This window comes from Amorphoplanes friuliensis DSM 7358, from assembly GCF_000494755.1.
GTDB lineage: Bacteria > Actinomycetota > Actinomycetes > Mycobacteriales > Micromonosporaceae > Actinoplanes > Actinoplanes friuliensis.
The window spans coordinates 606,800-626,595 of record NC_022657.1; the positions used below are offsets into that span (position 1 = coordinate 606,800).

Annotated in this window: 17 protein-coding genes and 1 pseudogene; 12 read left to right on the forward strand and 6 right to left on the reverse strand. The window is 69.9% G+C overall.

Translation table 11 applies throughout. From position 1 onward, the window contains the following. Window positions 1-34: 34 nt before the first annotated feature. Together AFR_RS02790 and AFR_RS02795 are read right to left on the reverse strand one after the other, a co-directional pair. Window positions 35-550, reverse strand: a complete 516-nt coding sequence (locus tag AFR_RS02790; protein ID WP_023357780.1) for a cupin domain-containing protein — start codon at window positions 548-550, stop codon at window positions 35-37. Continuing rightward, on the reverse strand, window positions 547-1,476 hold the full coding sequence (locus tag AFR_RS02795; RefSeq protein ID WP_023357781.1) for an NADP-dependent oxidoreductase: 930 nt from the start codon (window positions 1,474-1,476) through the stop codon (window positions 547-549). Before AFR_RS02795 ends, AFR_RS02790 begins: the two co-directional genes overlap by 4 nt. 94 nt (window positions 1,477-1,570) lie before the next feature. Here AFR_RS02795 and AFR_RS44760 point away from each other — a divergent pair, with 94 nt between their 5' ends. Beyond that, a complete protein-coding gene (locus tag AFR_RS44760; protein WP_084297888.1) occupies window positions 1,571-2,128 on the forward strand; it encodes a MarR family winged helix-turn-helix transcriptional regulator in 558 nt (185 codons plus the stop codon). A gap of 45 nt (window positions 2,129-2,173) precedes the next feature. Here AFR_RS44760 and AFR_RS47600 read toward each other — a convergent pair. Further along, window positions 2,174-3,283: pseudogene (locus tag AFR_RS47600) on the reverse strand (MFS transporter); the annotation flags it as partial. A 33-nt stretch (window positions 3,284-3,316) separates the two neighbouring features. Continuing rightward, a complete protein-coding gene (locus tag AFR_RS02810; RefSeq protein ID WP_023357784.1) occupies window positions 3,317-4,417 on the reverse strand; it encodes an EstA family serine hydrolase in 1,101 nt (366 codons plus the stop codon). 161 nt (window positions 4,418-4,578) lie between these two features. Here AFR_RS02810 and AFR_RS02815 point away from each other — a divergent pair, with 161 nt between their 5' ends. The 4 genes from AFR_RS02815 (at window position 4,579) to AFR_RS02830 (ending at window position 9,237) form a co-directional block, all read left to right on the forward strand. Continuing rightward, complete coding sequence (locus AFR_RS02815) at window positions 4,579-5,886, forward strand: sensor histidine kinase (protein WP_041841719.1); 1,308 nt, start codon at window positions 4,579-4,581, stop codon at window positions 5,884-5,886. 28 nt (window positions 5,887-5,914) lie between these two features. After that, a complete protein-coding gene (locus AFR_RS02820) occupies window positions 5,915-6,559 on the forward strand; it encodes a response regulator (protein WP_023357786.1) in 645 nt (214 codons plus the stop codon). Next, window positions 6,556-6,975 (forward strand): SMI1/KNR4 family protein, encoded by a 420-nt coding sequence (locus tag AFR_RS02825; RefSeq protein ID WP_023357787.1) that lies wholly within the window; start codon window positions 6,556-6,558, stop codon window positions 6,973-6,975. Before AFR_RS02820 ends, AFR_RS02825 begins: the two co-directional genes overlap by 4 nt. Before the next feature lie 72 nt (window positions 6,976-7,047). After that, window positions 7,048-9,237, forward strand: coding sequence for an MMPL family transporter (locus AFR_RS02830; RefSeq protein ID WP_041840553.1), 2,190 nt, complete (start codon window positions 7,048-7,050; stop codon window positions 9,235-9,237). A 141-nt stretch (window positions 9,238-9,378) separates the two neighbouring features. Here AFR_RS02830 and AFR_RS02835 read toward each other — a convergent pair whose 3' ends face one another. Both AFR_RS02835 and AFR_RS02840 read right to left on the reverse strand, forming a co-directional pair. Beyond that, a complete protein-coding gene (locus tag AFR_RS02835) occupies window positions 9,379-9,552 on the reverse strand; it encodes a CsbD family protein (protein WP_023357789.1) in 174 nt (57 codons plus the stop codon). A 55-nt stretch (window positions 9,553-9,607) separates the two neighbouring features. Next, entirely contained in the window at window positions 9,608-11,935 is a 2,328-nt protein-coding gene (locus AFR_RS02840) for a putative bifunctional diguanylate cyclase/phosphodiesterase (protein ID WP_023357790.1), read from the reverse strand. A 149-nt stretch (window positions 11,936-12,084) separates the two neighbouring features. Here AFR_RS02840 and AFR_RS02845 point away from each other — a divergent pair, with 149 nt between their 5' ends. The 7 genes from AFR_RS02845 to AFR_RS02875 all read left to right on the forward strand — a co-directional run bounded on the left by AFR_RS02845 (window position 12,085) and on the right by AFR_RS02875 (window position 19,788). Beyond that, the gene (locus AFR_RS02845) at window positions 12,085-13,128 is read left to right on the forward strand and encodes a glycosyltransferase family 2 protein (RefSeq protein ID WP_041840554.1); all 1,044 of its coding nucleotides are present in this window, start codon (window positions 12,085-12,087) and stop codon (window positions 13,126-13,128) included. A 35-nt stretch (window positions 13,129-13,163) separates the two neighbouring features. After that, window positions 13,164-13,631, forward strand: a complete 468-nt coding sequence (locus tag AFR_RS02850) for a GNAT family N-acetyltransferase (RefSeq protein ID WP_023357792.1) — start codon at window positions 13,164-13,166, stop codon at window positions 13,629-13,631. 53 nt (window positions 13,632-13,684) lie between these two features. Further along, window positions 13,685-14,668, forward strand: a complete 984-nt coding sequence (gene pseI / locus AFR_RS02855) for a pseudaminic acid synthase (protein WP_238547326.1) — start codon at window positions 13,685-13,687, stop codon at window positions 14,666-14,668. An 18-nt stretch (window positions 14,669-14,686) separates the two neighbouring features. Beyond that, the gene (locus AFR_RS02860) at window positions 14,687-16,270 is read left to right on the forward strand and encodes a hypothetical protein (protein ID WP_023357794.1); all 1,584 of its coding nucleotides are present in this window, start codon (window positions 14,687-14,689) and stop codon (window positions 16,268-16,270) included. Continuing rightward, window positions 16,267-17,220: a hypothetical protein gene (locus AFR_RS43320; protein ID WP_023357795.1), complete on the forward strand. Its 954-nt coding sequence runs from the start codon at window positions 16,267-16,269 to the stop codon at window positions 17,218-17,220. The genes AFR_RS02860 and AFR_RS43320 overlap by 4 nt, the downstream gene beginning before the upstream one ends. Further along, window positions 17,217-18,239 carry a hypothetical protein gene (locus AFR_RS02870; RefSeq protein WP_023357796.1) on the forward strand — a complete coding sequence of 341 codons (1,023 nt, stop codon included), beginning with the start codon at window positions 17,217-17,219 and terminating at the stop codon, window positions 18,237-18,239. The genes AFR_RS43320 and AFR_RS02870 overlap by 4 nt, the downstream gene beginning before the upstream one ends. A gap of 109 nt (window positions 18,240-18,348) precedes the next feature. Then, on the forward strand, window positions 18,349-19,788 hold the full coding sequence (locus AFR_RS02875; RefSeq protein WP_023357797.1) for an NAD(P)-binding protein: 1,440 nt from the start codon (window positions 18,349-18,351) through the stop codon (window positions 19,786-19,788). Window positions 19,789-19,796: the final 8 nt, after the last annotated feature.

Sequence of the window (19,796 nt, forward strand, 5' to 3'; positions counted from 1 at the left end):
TCCCGCGCGTTTCAGGGAAGCATAGGGCATGAATCTACTGATTGGGGATGAGGAACTCCGACCGGTAGTCGGCGGCGAGCCGGGCCGCCTTCGCCTTGGACTCGTTCTGCTGCTCCTCGGTGAGCTCCGGCGGGGGTGCGGTCCGGCTGTCGACCGGCGCCGCGAAGGCCGCGAAATACTCCTCCTGACCGGCCGGGGTGCACATGCAGAGCATCCGGGCCGGCACGTCGAAGCTGTTGTGGAAGAAGTGCGGGGCGTTCGCCGGGATGTTGACCGTCTGCCCGGCCCGGACCACGTGCTTCTCACCGCGGAAGGTGAACTCGACGGCCCCCTCGAGCAGCGTGAACATCTCCTCGAAGTCGTGCCGGTGCGGCGGCGGGCCACCACCGGGCGGCACGAACATGTCGATCAGTGTGTAGCGGCCCGCGGTCTGGTCGCCGCTGACCAGCACGGTGTAGGTGTCACCGACCACGCTGAGATGAACGACGTCGGGGTCGTCCGGACTGACAACAACAAGGTCGCGGCCGGGGTTGTCGGCGGGGAGCGTCATGCGGTCACCCCGGTCGTGAGGATGACCTTGCCGCGGAGCTTGCCTGCCGCACCCAGTTCCTGGACCTGTTTTGTCTCCGCGATCGGGTAGCGGCCCGAGACGTCCACGGTGATTTCGCCGGCGTCGATGCGGCGGACGATCTCGGCCAGCTGCGCCGCGTCGCTGCGGACGTACATCTGGATGGTCCGGACCTTGCGCTCGGTGTCCTCCGGTGCCGGGGAGGCGGTGGTGACCACCACGCCACCGGGCTTGACCAGCGCAACCAGGGCCGCCATGGCCTTCTCGTCGACGCCGGCCAGGTTGAGGACAACGTCGACCGGCACGTCGACGGCGTCGGCCACGGTTGTGGCGGTGTAGTCGATGATCTGATCGGCGCCGGCCGCCCGGACCGCCTCCGTGCTGCGCGGTGAGGCCGTGGCGATGACGGTCGCACCGGCCTGCTTGGCGAATTGCACGGCATATCCGCCGACGCCGCCACCCGCACCGTTGATGAGCACACGCTGGCCGGCCTGCAGCTGCGCGTGCTCGAACAGGCCCTGCCAGGCGGTCAGGGCGACCGCGGGAACGGCGGCGGCGTCGGCGAGCGGGATGGTGGCGGGCGCCGCGGTCAGGATCTCGGCCGGGGCCACCGCGAACTCGGCGGCAGCACCGTCGGCCGTCATCGGCAGGAAACCGACAACGGCGTCGCCCGGCCGGAAGCCCGGGCCCTCGACGACCGTGCCGGCGACATCGATGCCGGGGATGTGCGGCAGCTCGATGGGCATCACCGGCTGGAGAAACCCGCCGCGGAGCCCGTTGTCGACCGGGTTGAACGACGTCGCGGCGACCTTGACGAGCACCTGCCCGGCGGCGGGGACGGGTTGCTCGACGTCCTCCAGCCGCAGGACCGACGTGTCGCCGAACTCGTGGTATCGCAGAGCCTTCATGGTTGACCTCCTGCTCAGCTGCTTCGAACTCGAAGCACTCATGAAAAGTAGCACGCTTCGAATTCGAAGCAAGTCCGAGCCGTAGGATGGTTCCGTGACAGAGGCCACGCCCATGGACGCCGAGCAGCTCGGCGCCTACCTGGCGCTCAAGGACGTCAGCAGCTTGCTCGAACACGCGGTGGAGCAGCAGCTGCGGGTCGACGGCGGGCTCAGCGGCCCGCAGTTCCAGATCCTGGCTCGCCTGAGCGCCGCACCCGAGCGACGCCTGCGGATGACGGACGTGGCGGACAGCATGGTCTACAGCCGCAGCGGCCTGACCTACCAGGCGGGACAGCTGGAGAAGGCGGGACTGATCAAGCGCACGCCCGGCGAGGACGACGAGCGCAGCATCATCGTGACGCTGACCCCCGCCGGCCAGGCCCGGCTGGACCAGGTCCTGCCCGGCCACATCGAGGTGGTGCAGAGCCTGCTGCTGACCTCACTGAGCCGCCGGGACATCACCACGATCACCGAGATCCTCGGCCGGGTCCGCGACCGCATGCGTACCGCCCCGCCGCGCTCGGCCGCGCCCCGCTCCACGGCCACTCGCTCGACCGTCTCCCGCTCCACCGCCGCCTCCCGTCGGAAAGCCGGTGAGCGGGACACCCCTTAGCGCCACCGCGCCGGCGACCAGGCAGAGGGCCGCCAGGGTGAGGACGTATGGGACGCCGAGGCCGTGGCCCAGGGCCAGGCCGCCCAGCACCGGTGCCAGCACGGGGCCGGCCTGCTGCGACAGGGCAAAAACGGCGTTGTAGCGGCCGCGCAGCTCGTCCGGCGCCAGGTCGTTCACCAGCGCGGGAAGGGTGGGGGAGAGCAGCGCCTCACCCAGGGCAAAAACACCCAGTGACAGGACGATCAGCGCCGGGCTGCCGACGCCGGCGGCGAGCGTGACCCAGGCCGCCGCGAAGAAGACGGCCGACAGCGCCGCCACGCGCAGCCGGGACCGGCCGCGGACCCAGCGCAGTACCGGCAGCTGCACCAGCAGCAGAACGGTGATGTTGAGGGCGAACGCCACCCCGGCCACCCGGGACGAGCTGCCACCCGGACCGGTCACCCAGGCCGCAAAAACCGTGCTCGTCTGGGCCAGTGCGAACACCGTGAGCAACGTGTTGACCAGCAGGGCACCGAGCAGCCGCCGGTCGCGCAGCACCACGCGGTAGCCGCCGCCGGTCCGGGGCGCCGGAGGTGGGAGCGACGGCAGCCTGACGAGCAGCATGGCCGCCGCGAAGACGAGATAGGACAGGGCGTCGACCAGCAGGATCGCCACGTAGGGCCCAGCGGTCTCGCCGACCGTGATCAAGCCTGCGACCAGGGCGCCGGCCCCGAAGGCGGCGTTGGCGCCGGTGTAACGCAGGGCGAAGATCGGCCCGCGCTCACGCGGCGGGGCGAGCTCACTCAGCAGGGTGGCGAAGCTGTTCCAGGTCAGGCCACCCGAGCAGCCGTAGACGACAGCCGCGCCGAAGGCGGCGGCCACCGTGGTCGCCGGGGCGAAGAGCGCGATGCCGACACCACCGAGCGCCAGACCACCCACGAACGCCCGCAGCGATCCCACCCGGTCGACCAGCGGGCCGGTCAGCGGCACAACGACCAGGCCCGTCACGCCGATGGTGGCCAGGATCAGGCCCGCGGTGGGCAGCGGGATGCCACGGATCGTGTGCAGGTAGACCAGCAGGAAAGGCATGGTCAGGCCGCTGCCGAGACACGACAGGGTGTTCAGGCCGAGCGCGAGCCACGCGTCCCGGCCGATCGGCGGCAGCCATCTCCTCATGCCCGCGACGCTAGGCCGGGGGTGTGACAGCTTTCAGCTCGCGACCGCCGCGTAGATCAGCGCCGCGACGCCTTCCATCGCGTCGTCGTCGCCGGAGCCCAGGTAGTTCTTGGTCACCGCGATCGAGAGGTTCAGCTCGGGGTAGAAACCGGCCAGGCTGCCGCCGTTGCCGCTCCAGCCGTACCGGGCGCCGCCGAGCTGGTACGCGTACCCGAGGGACTTGGGCAGGTCGCCGCCGAAGGCCCAGTCGGGGCCGTCGGTGACCACGGTGGTGATCTCCTTGAGGCGTTCCGGCGAGATCAGGCGGACGCCGTCGACCTCGCCCATCAGGGCCGCGTACATCCGCGCGATGCCGCGGGCGCTGACCGTGGCCGCCGAGGGGATGTCGGTCCGCAGGATGTCGCGCCGGTTCGCCAGCATGGCGTTGGGGCGTACGCCCAGCGGGCAGATCTTGTCGAAGTTCTCGATGCGTTCGCTGAGCAGCTCCAGCGCCGCGTTCCAGTTGCGGTCCTTGAGCCGGGCGACCCGGTTGACCTGCTCGGTCGGTACGCCGAAGAAGAGCTCGCGGTCGGCGTCGAGGGGCCGGGCGATGTCCTCGGCCAGCACCCAGGCGATCGGCCGGTGCACGGCCCGCCGGACGACCTCGCCGATCAGCCAGCCGTACGTCCATGTGTGCAGGCCGTGCCGGGTGCCGGGCTCCCACATCGGTGCCGAGCCGGCGATCGTCCGGCACATGCGGTCCCAGTCGAGGAAGTCCTCGGGCGAGGTGAACGACGGCAGCTGCGGCACCCCCGCCGAGTGCGACAGGGCGTGCCGCAGTGTGGTTTTCTTCTTGTCGTGCCGGGCGTACTCCGGCCACACGTCGGCGATGCGCAGGTCGTAGTCGAGCTGACCCTTCTCGGCCAGGACGTGCACGACCGTGCTGGTCAGCCCGGCGCCGGTCGAGAAGCTGAAGAACGGCGTGTCCGGCGTGACCATCTGACCGGTGGACTCGTCCGCCAGCCCGGACACCACGTTCACGATCAGGGCGCCGTCGAGGTACGCGGCGACCTGCACGCCGATCTCCCGCCCGGCACCGACCAGACCGTCGATCGTCCGCTGCACCTTGCCCTGCAGCTCACTCCAGTCGTCCACACTCTCAGCATCGCGCAATTCGCACCGCCCGTGCCGCGATTTGCGCAGGTCAGGGAGGCTTCGCCCGCAAAAGGGTTGAGGGAGGGGTCGGGTTAACCCTACTGTCGACCGGGCGGCCAGCGGGATCGGTTCGGAGGCCGCCGATGCCTAGCGTCATGGGCATGGACACCACCATCGCCCCCGGAGAGCTGAGCAGCAGCGTGGCCGGTCGCCTTTTCCGCCAGCTCGGGCTGGACACCCAGTACATCCTGCTCGGCTTCCCGCTGGGCCTGATCACCCTCGTGCTCAGCATGGCCGGCTTCTGGGTGGGCATCGGCACGATGATCATCTGGCTGGGTCTGCCGATCCTGGTGGGCACGTTCATGATGGCGCGCGGCTTCGCCACGGTGGAGCGAGCGCGGCTGGCGCCGGTGCTCGGCCGCCGGATGCCGCACCCCCACTACAAGCGGGCTGCGGAGGGCTCGACGCTGGTCAAGCGGGTCGTCACCCCGGTCACCGACGGGCAGTCCTGGCTCGATCTGCTGCACGGCATCTTCCGCTTCATCCCCAGCACCATCGCGTTCGTCTTTGCGATCGTCTGGTGGGTGGGCGCGCTCGGGGGTCTGACCTTCCCGCTCTGGGACTGGTCGATCCCGCGCGGCCCGGACGAGCAGGACCTGCCGATGCTGCTGGGTCTCGGTGACGCCTGGTCGACCCGGGTCATCTTCCACATGGCGATCGGCTTCTTCTTCGCCGGCACGCTCTACCCGGTGATCCGCGGCATGGCGCTGCTCGAGGCGCTCTTCGCCCGGGGTCTGCTCAGCGGGGTCAACGAGCTGCGCGAGCAAGTCGCCGAGGCGCACGCCGCACGCGACGTCGCCCAGGCGCAGAAGAGCGCGGCCGTCTCCGCCGAGGCCACCGCACTGCGCCGCCTCGAGCGGGACATCCACGACGGACCGCAGCAGCGGCTGGTCCGGCTGGCCATGGACCTCGGCCGCGCCGAGCAGCAGTTCAGCACCGACCCCGAGGCGGCCCGGGCGACTGTTGCCGAGGCGCTCAGCCAGACCCGGGAGACCCTGGACGAGCTGCGGGCGCTGTCGCGGGGCATCGCCCCGCCGATCCTGGTCGACCGGGGGCTGCAGGCGGCGCTGACCGCCCTGGCCGGCCGGTGCACGATCCCCGTCGACCTCGACGCCCCGCCGCTGGCCCGCCTCGACCCGGCCGTCGAGACGACCGCCTACTTCGTGGTGGCCGAGGCACTCACCAACGTCGCCAAGCACAGTTACGCCAGCGAGGTCCAGGTCAGCGTGCAGCGCGCCTCGGCCGGTCTGCTGATCACCGTCGCGGACGACGGTGTCGGCGGTGCGAGCCTGGCCAAGGGGCACGGCCTGTCCGGCCTGTCCGACCGCGTTCAGGCGGCCGGTGGCGTGATGAATGTCGACAGCCCGGCCGGTCTGGGAACCACCCTCACGGTGGCCCTCCCCCTGTAAAGACGCGCTAGCCCCTAGGCTCGTCGGCATGCGGGTGGTGATTGCCGACGACGCCGTGCTGTTGCGCGAGGGTCTGGTCCGGCTGGTGGAAGAGAACGACTGCACCGTCGTCGCGGCTGTCGGCGACGGGCCGTCGCTCGTCCAGGCCATCGCCGAGCACCGGCCCGATGTGTCCATCGTGGACGTGCGAATGCCGCCGTCCCACACCGACGAGGGTCTGCGTGCCGCCGTCGAGGCCCGTGGCAAGGTGCCGGGCAGCCCGGTGCTGGTGCTCTCCCAGTACGTCGAGGTCGAGTACGCCGACGACCTGCTCGCCGATCGCCTCGGGGCGGTCGGTTACCTGCTCAAGGACCGTGTCTCCGAGATCGCCGAGTTTATGGACGCGCTGCGCCGGGTGGCCGGCGGCGGCACCGTGCTCGATCCCGAGGTGGTCGGTCAGCTCCTCGTGCGCCGCCGCCGGGACGACCCGCTGCGTAATCTCACACCCCGCGAACGTGAGGTCCTGGGTCTGATGGCCGAGGGCCGGTCCAACACCGCGATCGCCCGCAAGCTCGTGGTGACCGAGGGCGCGGTGGAGAAGCACGTCCGCAACATCTTCACCAAGCTCGACCTGCCCCCGGACACGGAACAGCACCGTCGTGTCCTGGCCGTGCTGGCCTACCTCCAGTCGTGACCTCCACCCTCAGCAGCGCCGAGGTGAGCCGGTGGCGTGCGGCCGTGGGGGACAGCAGGATCGGTGAGCCGGTCGCGGGCGCCGATCTCACCCGGCTGCCGCCGGACCTCCGTGCGTTTTACCAGGTCGTCGGCGAGGTGTCGTTGCCCGACGTGGAGAACGGCTACTGGATCCACCGGCCGCCGGGGCCGGGCGTCGACAACGGCCAGCCGTACGTCCTGAGCGACGGGCGCCCGATCGTCGTCTTCGGCAGTGACGGCGGTGGTGCACTCTTCGCCCTGTGCGGTTCTGCGGTGCTGCGGCTGGCCGGTGGTGCCGAGGTCGGCGGCGTGTACGACGAGGACGGCGCGACCGTGGTGGCCGCCGATCTGCGGGAATTCCTCGCTCTTCTGCTGCGCGGAGCCGGCCGGCCGTAGGGCTAGCCCTACCATCGAAGCGCCAGGTCACCGGATCGTTTACGGGGTGCGTACTCCCTAGCGTCAATTCCCATGAAGCACAGGGAAAAAGTCACCGGTATCGCGGCACGGGCCGCGATGTGGAGTGCGCGACATCGCACTCTTGCGATCCTCGGATGGATCGCCTTTGTTGTCGGCGTGACCATCCTCAGCGGACAGATCGGCACCCGTGAGGCGTCGAGCAGTGATCAGGGGCACGGCGAGTCGGGGCGCGCTGAAAAGATCGTCGAGCAGGCCGGCTTCCCGGTCCGCCCGGCGGGTGAGATGGTCCTGATCCAGGGCGCCGACCGTGACAAGGCCGTCGCCGACGTCACGAAGACCCTGACCGGCCGCGAGGGTGTCGCCGGGGTGGCCGACCCGCTGGTCTCGCCCGACGGCAACTCCACGCTGGTGCCGTTCACCATGAGCGGTGACCCGGAGACCGCCAAGGACCGGGTCCTGCCGCTGCTCGACGCGGTCGCCGACGTGCAGGCGCGGCACCCGGGGGTGCTGGTCGCGGAGGCCGGTGACGCCAGCGGTTCCAAGCTCATCGGCGACGCGCTCGACGAGGGCCTGACCAGGTTGTCCATGCTCTCCATCCCGGTCTCGCTCGGCATCCTGCTGGTGGCGTTCGGCGCGGTGGTCGCCGCGGTGCTGCCGGTCGGTCTGGCCGTGACCGCCGTGGTCGCCGCAATCGGCTTGCTCGCGGGGGCGAGCCGCTTTGCACCGACCGTCGACGAGACGATGCACGTGATGCTCCTCGTCGGCCTGGCGGTCGGGGTCGACTACTGCCTCTTCTACATCCGCCGGGAACGCGACGAGCGCCGCAACGGCGCCGATCCGCACCGCGCGCTGGTCATCGCCGCGCAGACGTCCGGCCGGTCGATCTGGATCTCCGGGCTCACGGTCATCGTGGCCATGGCCGGCATGTTCTTCACCCAGGACGCGACGTTCACCAGCTTTGCGGTGGGCACGATCCTCGTGGTGGCCACGGCGGTCCTCGGGTCGCTGACCGTTCTCCCCGCGCTGCTCTCGGCGCTGGGCGACAAGGTCGACGCGATCAAGATCCCGGGTCTCTACCGCCGGCGCAACGACGGCCGCGTCTGGAACGCGATCCTGCGGGTCGTCCTGGCCAAGCCGCTGATCTCGACGATCGTCGCCGTCGGTGTGCTGGCCGCGCTCGCCTACCCGATGCTGGACCTGCGCACCAAGGGCGAGAGCATCGAGGACGTCTCACCGAACTCCGCCATCGTGCAGACCTACGTGAAGATCGGCGAGGCGTTCCCCAGCGAGACCGTCCCGGCCGAGGTTGTCGTCCAGGCGCCGACCGTGCGCGGACCGCAGTTCGACGCCGCTCTGGCGGACTTCCGCACCGCGGCCAAGGCCAGCGGGCAGCTGCTCGAGCCGATCGACGTGCGGGTCAACCCCGCCGGGACGGTCGCGGTCGTCTCGGTCGGCCTGGTCGGCAACGGCAGTGACCGTACGTCGGAAAGCGCCGTCGACACGTTGCGGGGGAGGGTAGCGCCGGACGCGTTCGGCCAGGTGCCCGGTGCGACGGTGGCGGTCGGGGGTGACACCGCCGGCAGCATGGACTTCAACCAGCGGCTCGACGAGTCACTGCCGTGGGTCTTCGGCTTTGTGCTCGGCCTGGCGTTCCTGCTGCTGCTCGTCTCGTTCCGGTCGGTCGTCGTCGCGATCACCGGTGTGGTGCTGAACCTGCTGTCCGTCGCGGCGGCCTACGGCATGCTGGTCTTCGTCTTCCAGTACGGCCACTTCGAGTCGTTCCTGCAGTTCAAGTCCGGTGGTGGCATCACGAACTGGATGCCGCTGTTCCTCTTCATCATCCTGTTCGGATTGTCGATGGACTACCACGTCTTCGTGCTGAGCCGGATCCGCGAGGGCCACGACAGGGGTCTCCCGACCCGTCAGGCGGTCTCCCAGGGCATCGGCAGCACGGCCGGTGTGATCACGAGCGCCGCGGTGGTCATGGTGGCGGTCTTCTCCCTCTTCGCCACCCTGCCGCTGACCGCGACCAAGGAACTCGGCGTCGGCCTCGCCGCCGCGGTCCTCCTCGACGCCACCATCATCCGCGCAGTCCTCCTACCAGCCGTGATGGCCCTCCTCGGCGAAAAGAACTGGTACCTCCCCCGCTGGCTCAACTGGCTACCCACCATCGCCCACGAACCACCCCCGGCGGTCACCCAAGAACCCGCCACCGACCGAGAGCTGATCCCAACGGCTTGATGCGCACACAGCAAAGGGCGGCCGCTAAAGCGGCCGCCCTTTTGCCATAACTACAGCCCGGCGGTCCCGGCCACGGCATTGTGTCGCAGTAAGGCCGGGCTGTGTGTCACTGAACTTCACTGTGCCCGTACAGAAAGGGGCTCAGCTTTTGAAAGCGTCCTTGATGTTTTCGCCGGCCTGCTTGAGCTTGGAGGTCGACTGGTCCGCCTTGCCCTCGGCCTCGAGCTTCTCGTTGTCGGTCGCCCGGCCGACGCCCTCCTTGACCTTGCCGCCCAGCTCTTCGGACTTGTTGTCAATCTTGTCATCGGCACCCATGAGAACCTCCAGGTAATTGGGCCTACGCCCCAACGGGTACCCGTAACGCCGATCGTCAACCCTTGATGGCCGGAAAAGCTTGCCCGGCGGCAACCAAGGTCGGCATCAGTGAGCGGTCCTCGTGCAGCAGTTCGGAGAATTTGTCCGCCGGCATCGGCCGCGCGAAGTAGTAGCCCTGTGCGGCGATGTAGCCGAGTGAGAGCAGTTGTTCGGCCTGTTCGGCGGTTTCGACGCCTTCCGCGACCGCGTGGAGTCCCAGCGCCTGCGCGAGGTGGATCACCGCGGCGGACACGGGCGGGCGGCCGTCGATCTCCGCCTGGGTGAACGAGCGGTCCAGTTTGATCTCGTCGATGGGGCAGTCGTGCAGCAGTGTCAGCGTGGAGTGGCCGGTGCCGAAGTCGTCGAGTGACACCCGCAGGCCCAGGGCGCGCAGGCGGTGGAGGTTGACGACGGACTGGCCCGGTTCGAGCGCCATCGTCTCGGTGATCTCGAGGACGATGCGGTCGGCAGTGAGGTGGTGTTCGGTCAGGAGGGCGGCCACGCCGTCAGCGAAGCCGGGTTCGCGCAGGTCGCGGGCCGAGACGTTGACGTTCAGGACGCCGGGTGCCGCCTCGCCGTGTTCCGCGATCCAGGCGGCGAGCTGCGCGAAGGCTGTCCGTATGACCCAGCGGCCGAGCGGCACGATCAGGCCGGTGCGTTCGGCGACGGGGATGAACGAGTCCGGGGCCAGGGTGCCGCGGGTCGGGTGGGCCCAGCGGACCAGTGCCTCGGAGCCCATGATCCGGCCGTCGTCGAGCGAGACGATCGGCTGGTAGACGAGGAAGAGCTGATCGCCGGTGATGGCTTCGCGCAGCTCGGCACCCAGGTGGGCGTGTTCCGAGCCGTTCGCCGCCATGCCGGCCTCGTAGTGCAGGTAGGTCGTGCCGGTGAGGTTCTTGGCCGCGTACATCGCGATGTCGGCGTGCCGCAGCAGGACCGAGGGTTCGTCGCCGGTCCGGCCGTCGGCGATGCCGATGCTGGCCCGGATCGGCAGCTCGTGGCCGTCGGCGTAGACGGGCTGGCGCAGCGCGTTCAGCATCCGTTCGGCGGCCTGGTCCGCGGCGGCCGGGTCGGCGTCGTCGAGGACCACCACGAACTCGTCACCGCCGAGGCGGGCGACCGTGTCCTCGGTGCGGACGCAGCCCTGGAGGCGCTGGGCGACACCGACGAGGAGCAGGTCGCCGACCTCGTGACCCAGGGTGTCGTTGACCTCCTTGAAGTCGTCGAGGTCGATCAGGGCGACGGCCACCGGGCGGTCGCCGGGAGTGTTCAGGGCCTTCTGGAGCCGGGTGTGGAAGAGCACGCGGTTCGGCAGCTGGGTCAGGGCGTCGTGGGTGGCGCCGTGATCGAGGCGTTCCAGCAGGCGGCTGTTGTCGCGGAACGCGGTGAGCTGCCGCAACACCACCAGGGCGGTGATCAGCACGGCTGCCGCGACGACCACGAACTCCCCGCTGTCGTGACGCATGGTGACCGCGATGAGTAGTCCGTCCACCGCGGCGACGGCCGCGTACGGGAGCAGGCTGAAGGAGCGCTGCCGCCGGGTGACCGTTCCGCGCCGCGGGCCGTAGGTGGCGGCACGCTGGTAGGTCGCCGCGAAGGTGGCGAAGAAGTAGACGACGGGTGCGCTGGCCATGTCCGGGAACAAATGCGGGTCGACCGCTTCGAACGGCGCACGCAGCATCGGACCGACCGCGCCGACCAGCATGGCCAGGCCGAGCATCCGCAGGGCGCGGTTGTCGACGTAGAGGTGGCTGGACAGAACGAACTTGGCCACCGCGAAGACGGCGAGCAGGGCGATGACAGTGACGAAGAGCGACACGTAAACGGCGGTCCGGTCGCCGGTGTTCAGCGCGTTCCGGGTCGAGAACTGCCAGATGAACACCGCTGTGGCCAGCATCAGCGTGCCGGCGTCGAGGATCACCCGGAGCAGCTCACCCGGGGTCTGACGGCCCAGCGGCAGCCGGTAGAGGGCGTACATGATGAAGGCCACGCCGACGCCGCAGAGGCCGAGCATGGCGGGCCCGGTGTGCTCGCCGCGCGGATCGTCCGTGGTCAGGACGTCGAAGGTCTGCGCGGTGATGCCGACGCCGACACAGGCCACGGCCCAGGTCAGCAGGCGCCAGAAGCGTCGGGTGGGGTCCGGCAGTGCGGGCGCGAGCGCGGTGCGGCGGAAGGCCAGGAAGGCCACGACGGCCCCGGCCACCTGCGGCACCCAGAGCAGCACCTTGGGCCCGAACGGGTGCCAGAAGTCGGCCGCCACCAGCACGACCGAGACGAGCGCGAGGGCACCTGACGTCTGCAGCAGCCGATCATGGCGGGCGAGAGGCAGCTCGGACGCGCCCATCCATCAACTCCTTCGAAAAACAGTCCCGGTACTGCCCTGTTCGGTCGGTCCGCGCCGGTTTTGAGAGATTGCGGCCCGCCTCACCCCGGACCGCTCCCGGCCAACTCGGGTTTCTCCATTGGTCACCCGGGCGGACCAGCGTGACGGGTATGAATACCGTGCTGCTGTCGGTCGTCGTCCCGGTGTACGCCGTCGAGGGCTACCTCTATCAGTGCCTCGAGTCGATCCGGGCCGGTCTGAGCCCGGCCGACACCGCGGCCGTCGAGGTCATCGCGGTGGACGACGCGTCGCCGGACAGCTGTGGTGACATGCTCGACAGCTACGCGGCCCGGCACGGTGACCTGCGTGTTGTGCACCTGAGCCAGAACGTCGGGCTGGGTCTGGCCCGCAACGCCGGACTGGCCGAGGCCCGCGGCGAGTACGTGTGGTTCGTCGACAGCGACGACTGGCTGCCGGCGGGTTCGGTCACCGAGGTCCTGACCGCACTCCGGCGGGACGAACCGGACGTTCTGCTCATCGATCACCTGCGGGTGCACGAGAACGGCCGCCTGGAGGTTGACGCCAGCAGCCACGTGCTGCAGGACACCTCGTTGCCGAGCCTGCTCCGGCTGCAGCACACGGCGTGGAATCGCGTCGTCCGCCGCGGCCTGCTCACCGAGCTCGACCTGCGGTTCCAGCCCGGCTGGTACGAGGACGTGCCGTTCAGCAACCCGGTGCTGATCGCCGCGAAGCGTGTGAGTGTGCTCGACCGGGTCTGTTACCACTACCGGGTCGGCCGGCTCGGGGCGATCACCGCGACCCGGAGCGACCGCCATTTCGAGGCCTTCGACCAGTACGACCGGATGCTCGCCTGGGTGGCCGCCCGCGACCCCGAGCCGTGGCTGCGCCACCAGTTGTTCACCTTGATGGTCAACCACCTGCTGGTCGTCGCGGGCAACGACGGGCGGCTGCACCCGCGCCGCCGCCGGGCGTTCTTCAAGCGCATCGCCGCCCACTACCGCCGCTACCAGCCCGCGGGTCACGTGCCGGACGGCGGGATCAAGCACTGTCTGGTCCGGCTGAACAGCTACCCGATGTACGCCGGGCTGCGTCACGCGTACCGGATCGTCAAGAGCGACCCCGAGCCGTCACCTGCGGTTCGCCCCAGTCTCGCCTCGTCGCCACGACCGGCTCAGGCTGCGCCCATACGGTGACGCCTCCGTACGTGAACGTGAGAGGTGCCTGAAGAGTGCTGCGTCCCGCTGCCGATGCCGACCGCGACACCGTGCTCGCCTGGCGCAACCACCCCGACGTGCGCGCGGTCAGCCTGACCACCCACGTGATCGCGCCCGAGGAACACGCGAAGTGGTGGGACGTGGTCCTCGAGGACCCGGACCGGCACGTGCTCATCCACGACGACAGCGGCGTTGTCATCTTCGACTGCCGGGAGGACCCGCCGAGCTGGAGTTTCTACCTCGACGTCGAGGGACTGGGGGCGGGTCTGCTCGCGGGCTGGATGCGGCTCGAGAAGGAAGCCGTCGCGTACGCGTTCGGTGAGCTGGGGCTGACCCGGCTGGGCGGGGAGACGCTCGCCACCAACAAACAGGTGCTCGCGCTGCACCGGCGCTTCGGGTTCACCGAGGTGCGCCGGTACGAGCGACTGATCGACGGCACGCCACAGGTTGTGGTGTGGACCGAAAGAGGGATACCGCAGTGATCGTCAACGACGTGGAGATCGGTGCCGGCCGGCGGCCGTACATCGTGGCCGAGATGTCCGGCAACCACAACGGCTCGCTGGACCGGGCGCTGGCCCTGGTGGATGCCGCGGCCGACGCCGGCGCGCACGCCATCAAGATCCAGACGTACACGGCCGACACCATGACCGTGGACGTGAAGCACCCGCGCTTCCAGATCTCCCAGGGTCACGAGCTGTGGGGCAACGAGTACCTCTACCAGCTCTACGAGCGGGCACACACCCCGTGGGAGTGGCACGAGGCGATCTTCGAGCGCGCCCGCGGCCGCGGGCTGACGCCGTTCTCCAGCCCGTTCGACCGGACCGCGGTCGACCTGCTGGAGAAGCTGGACGCCCCGATGTACAAGATCGCGTCGTCCGAGATCACCGATCTGCCGCTGATCCGGCTGTGCGCGAGCACCGGCAAGCCGCTGATCATCTCCACCGGCATGGCGAGCGTGCAGGAGATCGCCGCTGCGGTCGACGCCGCGCGGGGCGCCGGTTGCCAGGACCTGGTCGTGCTCTCCTGCACGGCGTCGTACCCGGCCCCGCCCGAGCACACCAACCTGCGCCGCATCCCGGTGCTGGCCGAGGCGTTCCGGGTGCCGATCGGGCTGAGCGACCACACGCTCGGCATCGGCGTACCGATCGCGTCGGTGGCCTTCGGTGCGTGCCTGATCGAGAAGCACGTGACCCTCGACCGCGGCGACGGTGGTGTCGACTCCGCGTTCTCCCTCGAGCCGGCCGAGCTGAGCAGCCTGGTCGTCGAGTCGGAGCGCGCCTGGCAGGCACTCGGCACCACGTCCATCGGCCCGACCGAGGCCGAGAAGGAGGGGCTGCGGTTCCGCCGTTCCCTCTACGTGGTCGCCGACGTCCGCGCCGGTGACACCGTCACCGAGGACAACGTCCGGTCGATCCGTCCCACGGGCGGTCTGGCACCGGACGCGATCGGCATGGTTCTCGGCCGCACCTTCACCCAGGACGCGGCCAAGGGCACGCCGCTCACCTGGGACCTGATCTGAAAGGCACGGACACTAACGGTGTGGCTCAACGCGAACAGCAAGGAACTGCAGTGGTTCCTGGAGTCGGCGCAGGTCTACTGGGAGAAGAACCTCCCGCGGCCGGCTGACGACGCCGTCATCCTGGTCGAGGCGTTCCACCAGGACATCCGCGTGAACCTGCGCAACCTGGCGTTCGCCAACGCCATCCGCCGGCTGCACCCGGCCCGGATGGTGGTGCTGACCGGCGTCGAGGAGCAGTGGCAGCGCACGCTGTGGAGCGGCTTCGACATCGGCAAGGTGCGGGACGTCTCCCAGGCCTTCGCGGCGTCCGAGGTGATCGACGTCTGGGACCGGGTCCGCAAGATGACCGAGCCCGGTGCGCCGGACCAGCTGCTGCTCGATTACACGGACGCGACGTACTGCCGCCTCGCCAAGGTGCCGAGTCTGCCCGAGGGCTACCGCGACCGGGCCGACTACCGGCTGCGGCACGCGTACGCGACCCGGCTCTTCAAGCTCTACCAGGGTCTTTTCGAGCCGGGGAACGTCGTCGCGCTGGTCACCAGCCACGTCGACTACGACCAGTGGGGTCTGGCCGTCGAGTCCGCGCGCCGCGCCGGCGTGCCGATCATCCACACCCAGCAGACCGGTTGCCTGAAGGCGTACGGGTTGTTCCCGGAGAACGACACCGGCACCGAGACCTTCCGCGGTGAGCTCACCCGTCAGATCGGCGACGTCTTCGAGACTCAGGTGTGGCCGCGCCGTGAGGAGCTCAAGCCGATCGCGGAGCTCGTCGCCTGGCGAGCCAAGGTCAACCTGGGCCGCCCGAGCTGGTGGCGTGGCGGTGTGACCGCGTCGGTGGACCTGAACAACCCCGCCGAGCGGGCCCGCCTGCGCAGCCACGTCGTGGACCGGCTGGGCTTCGACCCGGACCGCCCGGTGGTCACCGTTTTCAACCACGCGGTCTCGGATGCGCTCGGCACCAACCGCGAGCTGTTCCCGAGCCTCGCCGACTGGTTCTCCGACACCGCGGCCTACGCGGCCGAGCACCCCGAGGCGCAGTGGCTCTTCCTGGACCACCCGAGCCAGGCCCTCTACGACTCGACCGGCTTCTTCGACTCGGTCGCCGCGAAGTACAAGAAGGTCAAGCACCTCGCGTTCCGGCCGAGTGCCACGCTGAGCAAGAACGCCCTGTGGAGCCTGACCGACCTCGGCGTCACCGTGCGGGGGAGCGTGAGCAACGAGCTGCCCGCGTACGGCATCCCGGTGATCCAGGCCGGCTGGTCCGAGTGGAGTTCCTGCGGGTTGTCCACGGTGGTCGACGACCAGGACGCGTACTGGAAGACCCTCGAGCAGAGCATCACCGCCATCCGGGACGGCGCCGACCTGGTCACCGAGGAGCAGGTCCGGCGCGCCCGGCTCTGGCTCTGGCTCTACCGCAGCGGCACCGACGTGGTCACCCCGCTGGTGCCGCAGTGGGAGGTGTGGCCGGCCGACGTGCTGCTCAAGACGATGCGTGCGACGTTCCGGCACATCGAGGCCGACTCCGACCCGCTCTTCACCGCGGTCGAGCGGATGTGGACCCGCAAGGAGCCGATGCTGACCCGGACGGACTTCCGGACATGATCGGCGCCTGGTTCGCCACCGACTACGACGTCGCCCCGGCGGTGATCGAGCTGCCGGTCGACGTCACGAGCGGCCGGCACGAGGGTGTCTGCATCGTCGATCAGGTCGTCCGCGGCACCGGCATCGTCGGCCGGGTGACCGGCGACTACGGCGCTGTCGGTCTCAAGGTGAGCAGCCCCGGATATGCCACTCGGGTCACCATCCAGGTCCAGCTCGACGAGCTCGCGACCCGCTGGTGGTCCGACCGGGTGCGCCCGTCGATCACCGCGCCCGAGCTGCCGCGGCTCGTGCTGGTCCGGGCACAGGGTGAGCTCCGCGGCGCCGCCCTGCTCGCCCGGCGGCAGGGCCTGCGCCGCGCCGGGAGCGCCAAGGCCACGGTCTCGTTCGACCTGACGGCCGCGGAGCTCGACGGTGACGGCCTGCTGATGGTCGAGCTGGCCGAACCCCCGCGACCGGCGTGGACGTCCGGCCGCATCGCGGCGCGGGCCGCTCTGGGCGTCCGGATCGACACCATTTCCGTACGCCCGCAGCAGCCGTCGGCCGCCGACGACAGCCGATCGGATCCGAGCGGTTGTGACCTGGCCCTGCTCCCGGCGAACCCGCCGGAGCGTTTCCGGCTGGAGGTGGGTCCTGTTCCACCGGCGCCGCCGTTGCCGCGTTCGCCGTCGACCAGGCTGACCCGCCGCAAGCCGGCCCGCGCGGGTTTCAAGGTGCTGCGGGCCGCCCGCCGCGCCGGCACCCGTGTGGTCGCCGAGGTGGCCAAGTCCCGGCCGGGCTCGGGCCTGAGTGTGCACGCGGTTGATCTGCAGACCGGCGCGGCGGTGCCGGTGGAGGTCCTGTCGCACGGCTCCGGCCACGTCGACCTGCGGCTGGCCGGTCCGGCCGCGGGCCCGGTCCTGCTCGGCCTGGAACAGGGCGACCGGGGTCTCTCCTGCCGGGTCGTCCCGTGATCCACCGCCCGTTGCTCGGCGCGGACCCGGAGGACAACCGGCGCGTGCTCCAGCAGGTGCTGGACACCGTTCCCGCCGGAAAGCTCGAGCTTCCGCCCGGTGTGCACGTGCTCGCCGACGGCCTGCGGGTGCCCGGCGGCTGGACCATCCGCGGTTCGGAGATTGCCGGGGCCAACGGCGGCCCGCCCGGCACCTGGCTCGAGTCGATCGGCACGACCGGCCACCCGGTCCTGCACATCGTCGGCTCGGACGTCGCGGTCAGTGATCTGGGTCTGCGCCCGCCGCCGGCCGACCCGGGTGAGCACGGTGGCGACCGCGGTACGGCCGTGACCGTCGGCGAATATCTCTACCCGGCGACTCCGGAGTGGATCGCCCGTGTCGACCTGCGCCGCCTGCACGTGGAACGCCCGACCGAGAAGCACGCGAACTGCATCGCCCTGATGGGTGCCGTCCGGGACGTCACCCTGCACGACATCACCGTGCGCGGCGGTTACACGGGTGTGGCCGTGCACTGGGGTGCGGTGGGTGCGGACGTGTCCTCGATCGAGGGCCCGACCTACCACCCGCACCACCTCACCATCACCGACCTGCGGGTGAGCGACGCGATCGAGGGCTTCTACCTCAGCTCCGTCCACGATGTCCGGGTCGAGGGCGCCTGCCTGCGGGACGTCGAGATGGGCTTCCGGCTGCTGCCCGGTGACAACACGGACCGTTTTGTGAGCTCGCCGGTGGTCGGCTCCGCGATCACCATCGCCGACGTCTGCGTCCGCTGGCACGGCCCGCGGTACGCCGTACGGGTCGCGGGCTGGGGCCGCAGCGAGGTCGACGGTGTGGTGAGCGTGCTGCGCTACCGGGACACGGTGATCCGTGACTGTGTGCTGCGCGGCAGCGGCTCGGCCGAGTCGTGGTCGCCGATGGTTGTCGAACGGGCCGACGGCGTCGAGTTGCGTGACAATGTGTTCGAGACTTCGACTTCCAGCGATTCCTCAGACTGCTGTATTCGCACTCCCAGTGTGTGATCCAAACCACACTCGCCTCGATCAAATCGCCCTTCACCTCGGACAACGCGACCCATGATCGTCCCCTACAGTGGACCCTCTAAACGCGAATAATGTTCGAGAGGACGTCATGGGCCTGACTCGGAAAGATGTGCTGAAGCTCGCCGGAGCGAGCGCCGGAGCCGCGGCGGTGGGCCGGCTGGGCCTCGCGGGTGCGGGAGCGCTCCCGCAGCCCGAGGCGATGGCCCAGGCGTCGGTGCTGGGCAGCGACTCGATCATCACGCGGGACGTCGCGGTGATCGGCGGCGGCGCCACGGGTACCTACGCGGCGATCCGCCTGAGGGACATGGGCAAGAGCGTCGCCGTGATCGAGACCGCCGACCGGCTCGGTGGCCACACGCACACCTACACCGACCCGGCGACGGGCGGCAAGGTCGACATCGGCGTCATCGTCTGGCACGAGCTGCCGATCGTGCGCGACTGGTTCGCTCGCTTCGACGTGCCGCTGGAGAAGGCGTCCTTCGACAGCCCCGGCATGGTGTCGAAGTACGTCGACTACCGCACCGGCAAGGAGGTCACCGGGTACACCCCGAGCGACCCGTCGGCCGCTCTGGGGGCGTACGCCGCGCAGCTCGCCCAGTACCCGTACCTGGAGGCGGGCTTCGACCTGCCCAACCCGGTGCCGCCGGACCTGCTGCTGCCGTTCGGCGACTTCGTCAAGAAGTACGACTTGGGCGCGGTCGTCGGCACGATCTTCAACTTCGGCCAGGGCCTCGGTGACCTGCTGCGTCAGCCGACCCTGTACGTCTTCAAGAACTTCGGTCTCGACATCCTGCGCAACCTGCAGGTCGGCTTCCTGACCACGGCCCGGCACAACAACAGCGAGCTCTACGAGAAGGCCCGCGCCGAGCTCGGTGCGGACGCCCTGCTGCGCAGCCGGGTCGTCGCCACCGACCGGGACGCCGCCGGGTACGCGAACATCCTGGTGCAGACCCCGTCCGGTCTGAAGATCATCCGGGCGAAGAAGCTCGTGGTGACGATCCCGCCGAAGCTCGACAACCTGTTCGGCTTCGACCTCGACGCGACCGAGGCCGGGCTGTTCGCCCAGTTCGGCAACAGCGCCTATTACACGGGTCTGCTGCGGAACACCGGGATCCCGGACAACATGGCCGTGACCAACATCGGCCAGGGCACGGCGTACAACCTGCCGTCGCTGCCCGGTGTTTACTCGATCTCCCCGTCGGGCATCCCGGGCCTGCACCAGGTGAAGTACGGCAGCCCGTACCAGCTCTCCGAGACGTCCGTGAAGGCGGACATCCTGGCGGGCGTGAAGCGGCTGCGGACCGCCGGCACGGTCGACACGAGGACGCCGGAGTTCGCGGTGTTCTCCAGCCACAGCCCGTTCGAGCTGACCGTCCCCACGGGCGCGATCAAGTCGGGCTTCTACAAGAAGCTGGGTGCGCTGCAGGGACGCAACCGCACGTTCTACACGGGCGCCGCGTTCCACACGCACGACTCGTCGCTGCTGTGGCAGTTCACCGAGGCGCTGCTGCCGCGCATCGCCGCCTGACACGTTGT

Bases quoted from the DNA above. Each gene is read 5' to 3' on its own strand.
- AFR_RS02790 (WP_023357780.1), bottom strand. From the start codon at position 550: ATGACGCTCCCCGCCGACAACCCCGGCCGCGACCTTGTTGTTGTCAGT.
- AFR_RS02795 (WP_023357781.1), bottom strand. From the start codon at position 1,476: ATGAAGGCTCTGCGATACCACGAGTTCGGCGACACGTCGGTCCTGCGG.
- AFR_RS02815 (WP_041841719.1), top strand. From the start codon at position 4,579: ATGGACACCACCATCGCCCCCGGAGAGCTGAGCAGCAGCGTGGCCGGT.
- AFR_RS02820 (WP_023357786.1), top strand. From the start codon at position 5,915: ATGCGGGTGGTGATTGCCGACGACGCCGTGCTGTTGCGCGAGGGTCTG.
- AFR_RS02830 (WP_041840553.1), top strand. From the start codon at position 7,048: ATGAAGCACAGGGAAAAAGTCACCGGTATCGCGGCACGGGCCGCGATG.
- AFR_RS02835 (WP_023357789.1), bottom strand. From the start codon at position 9,552: ATGGGTGCCGATGACAAGATTGACAACAAGTCCGAAGAGCTGGGCGGC.
- AFR_RS02840 (WP_023357790.1), bottom strand. From the start codon at position 11,935: ATGGGCGCGTCCGAGCTGCCTCTCGCCCGCCATGATCGGCTGCTGCAG.
- AFR_RS02845 (WP_041840554.1), top strand. From the start codon at position 12,085: ATGAATACCGTGCTGCTGTCGGTCGTCGTCCCGGTGTACGCCGTCGAG.
- pseI (WP_238547326.1), top strand. From the start codon at position 13,685: ATGTCCGGCAACCACAACGGCTCGCTGGACCGGGCGCTGGCCCTGGTG.
- AFR_RS43320 (WP_023357795.1), top strand. From the start codon at position 16,267: ATGATCGGCGCCTGGTTCGCCACCGACTACGACGTCGCCCCGGCGGTG.
- AFR_RS02875 (WP_023357797.1), top strand. From the start codon at position 18,349: ATGGGCCTGACTCGGAAAGATGTGCTGAAGCTCGCCGGAGCGAGCGCC.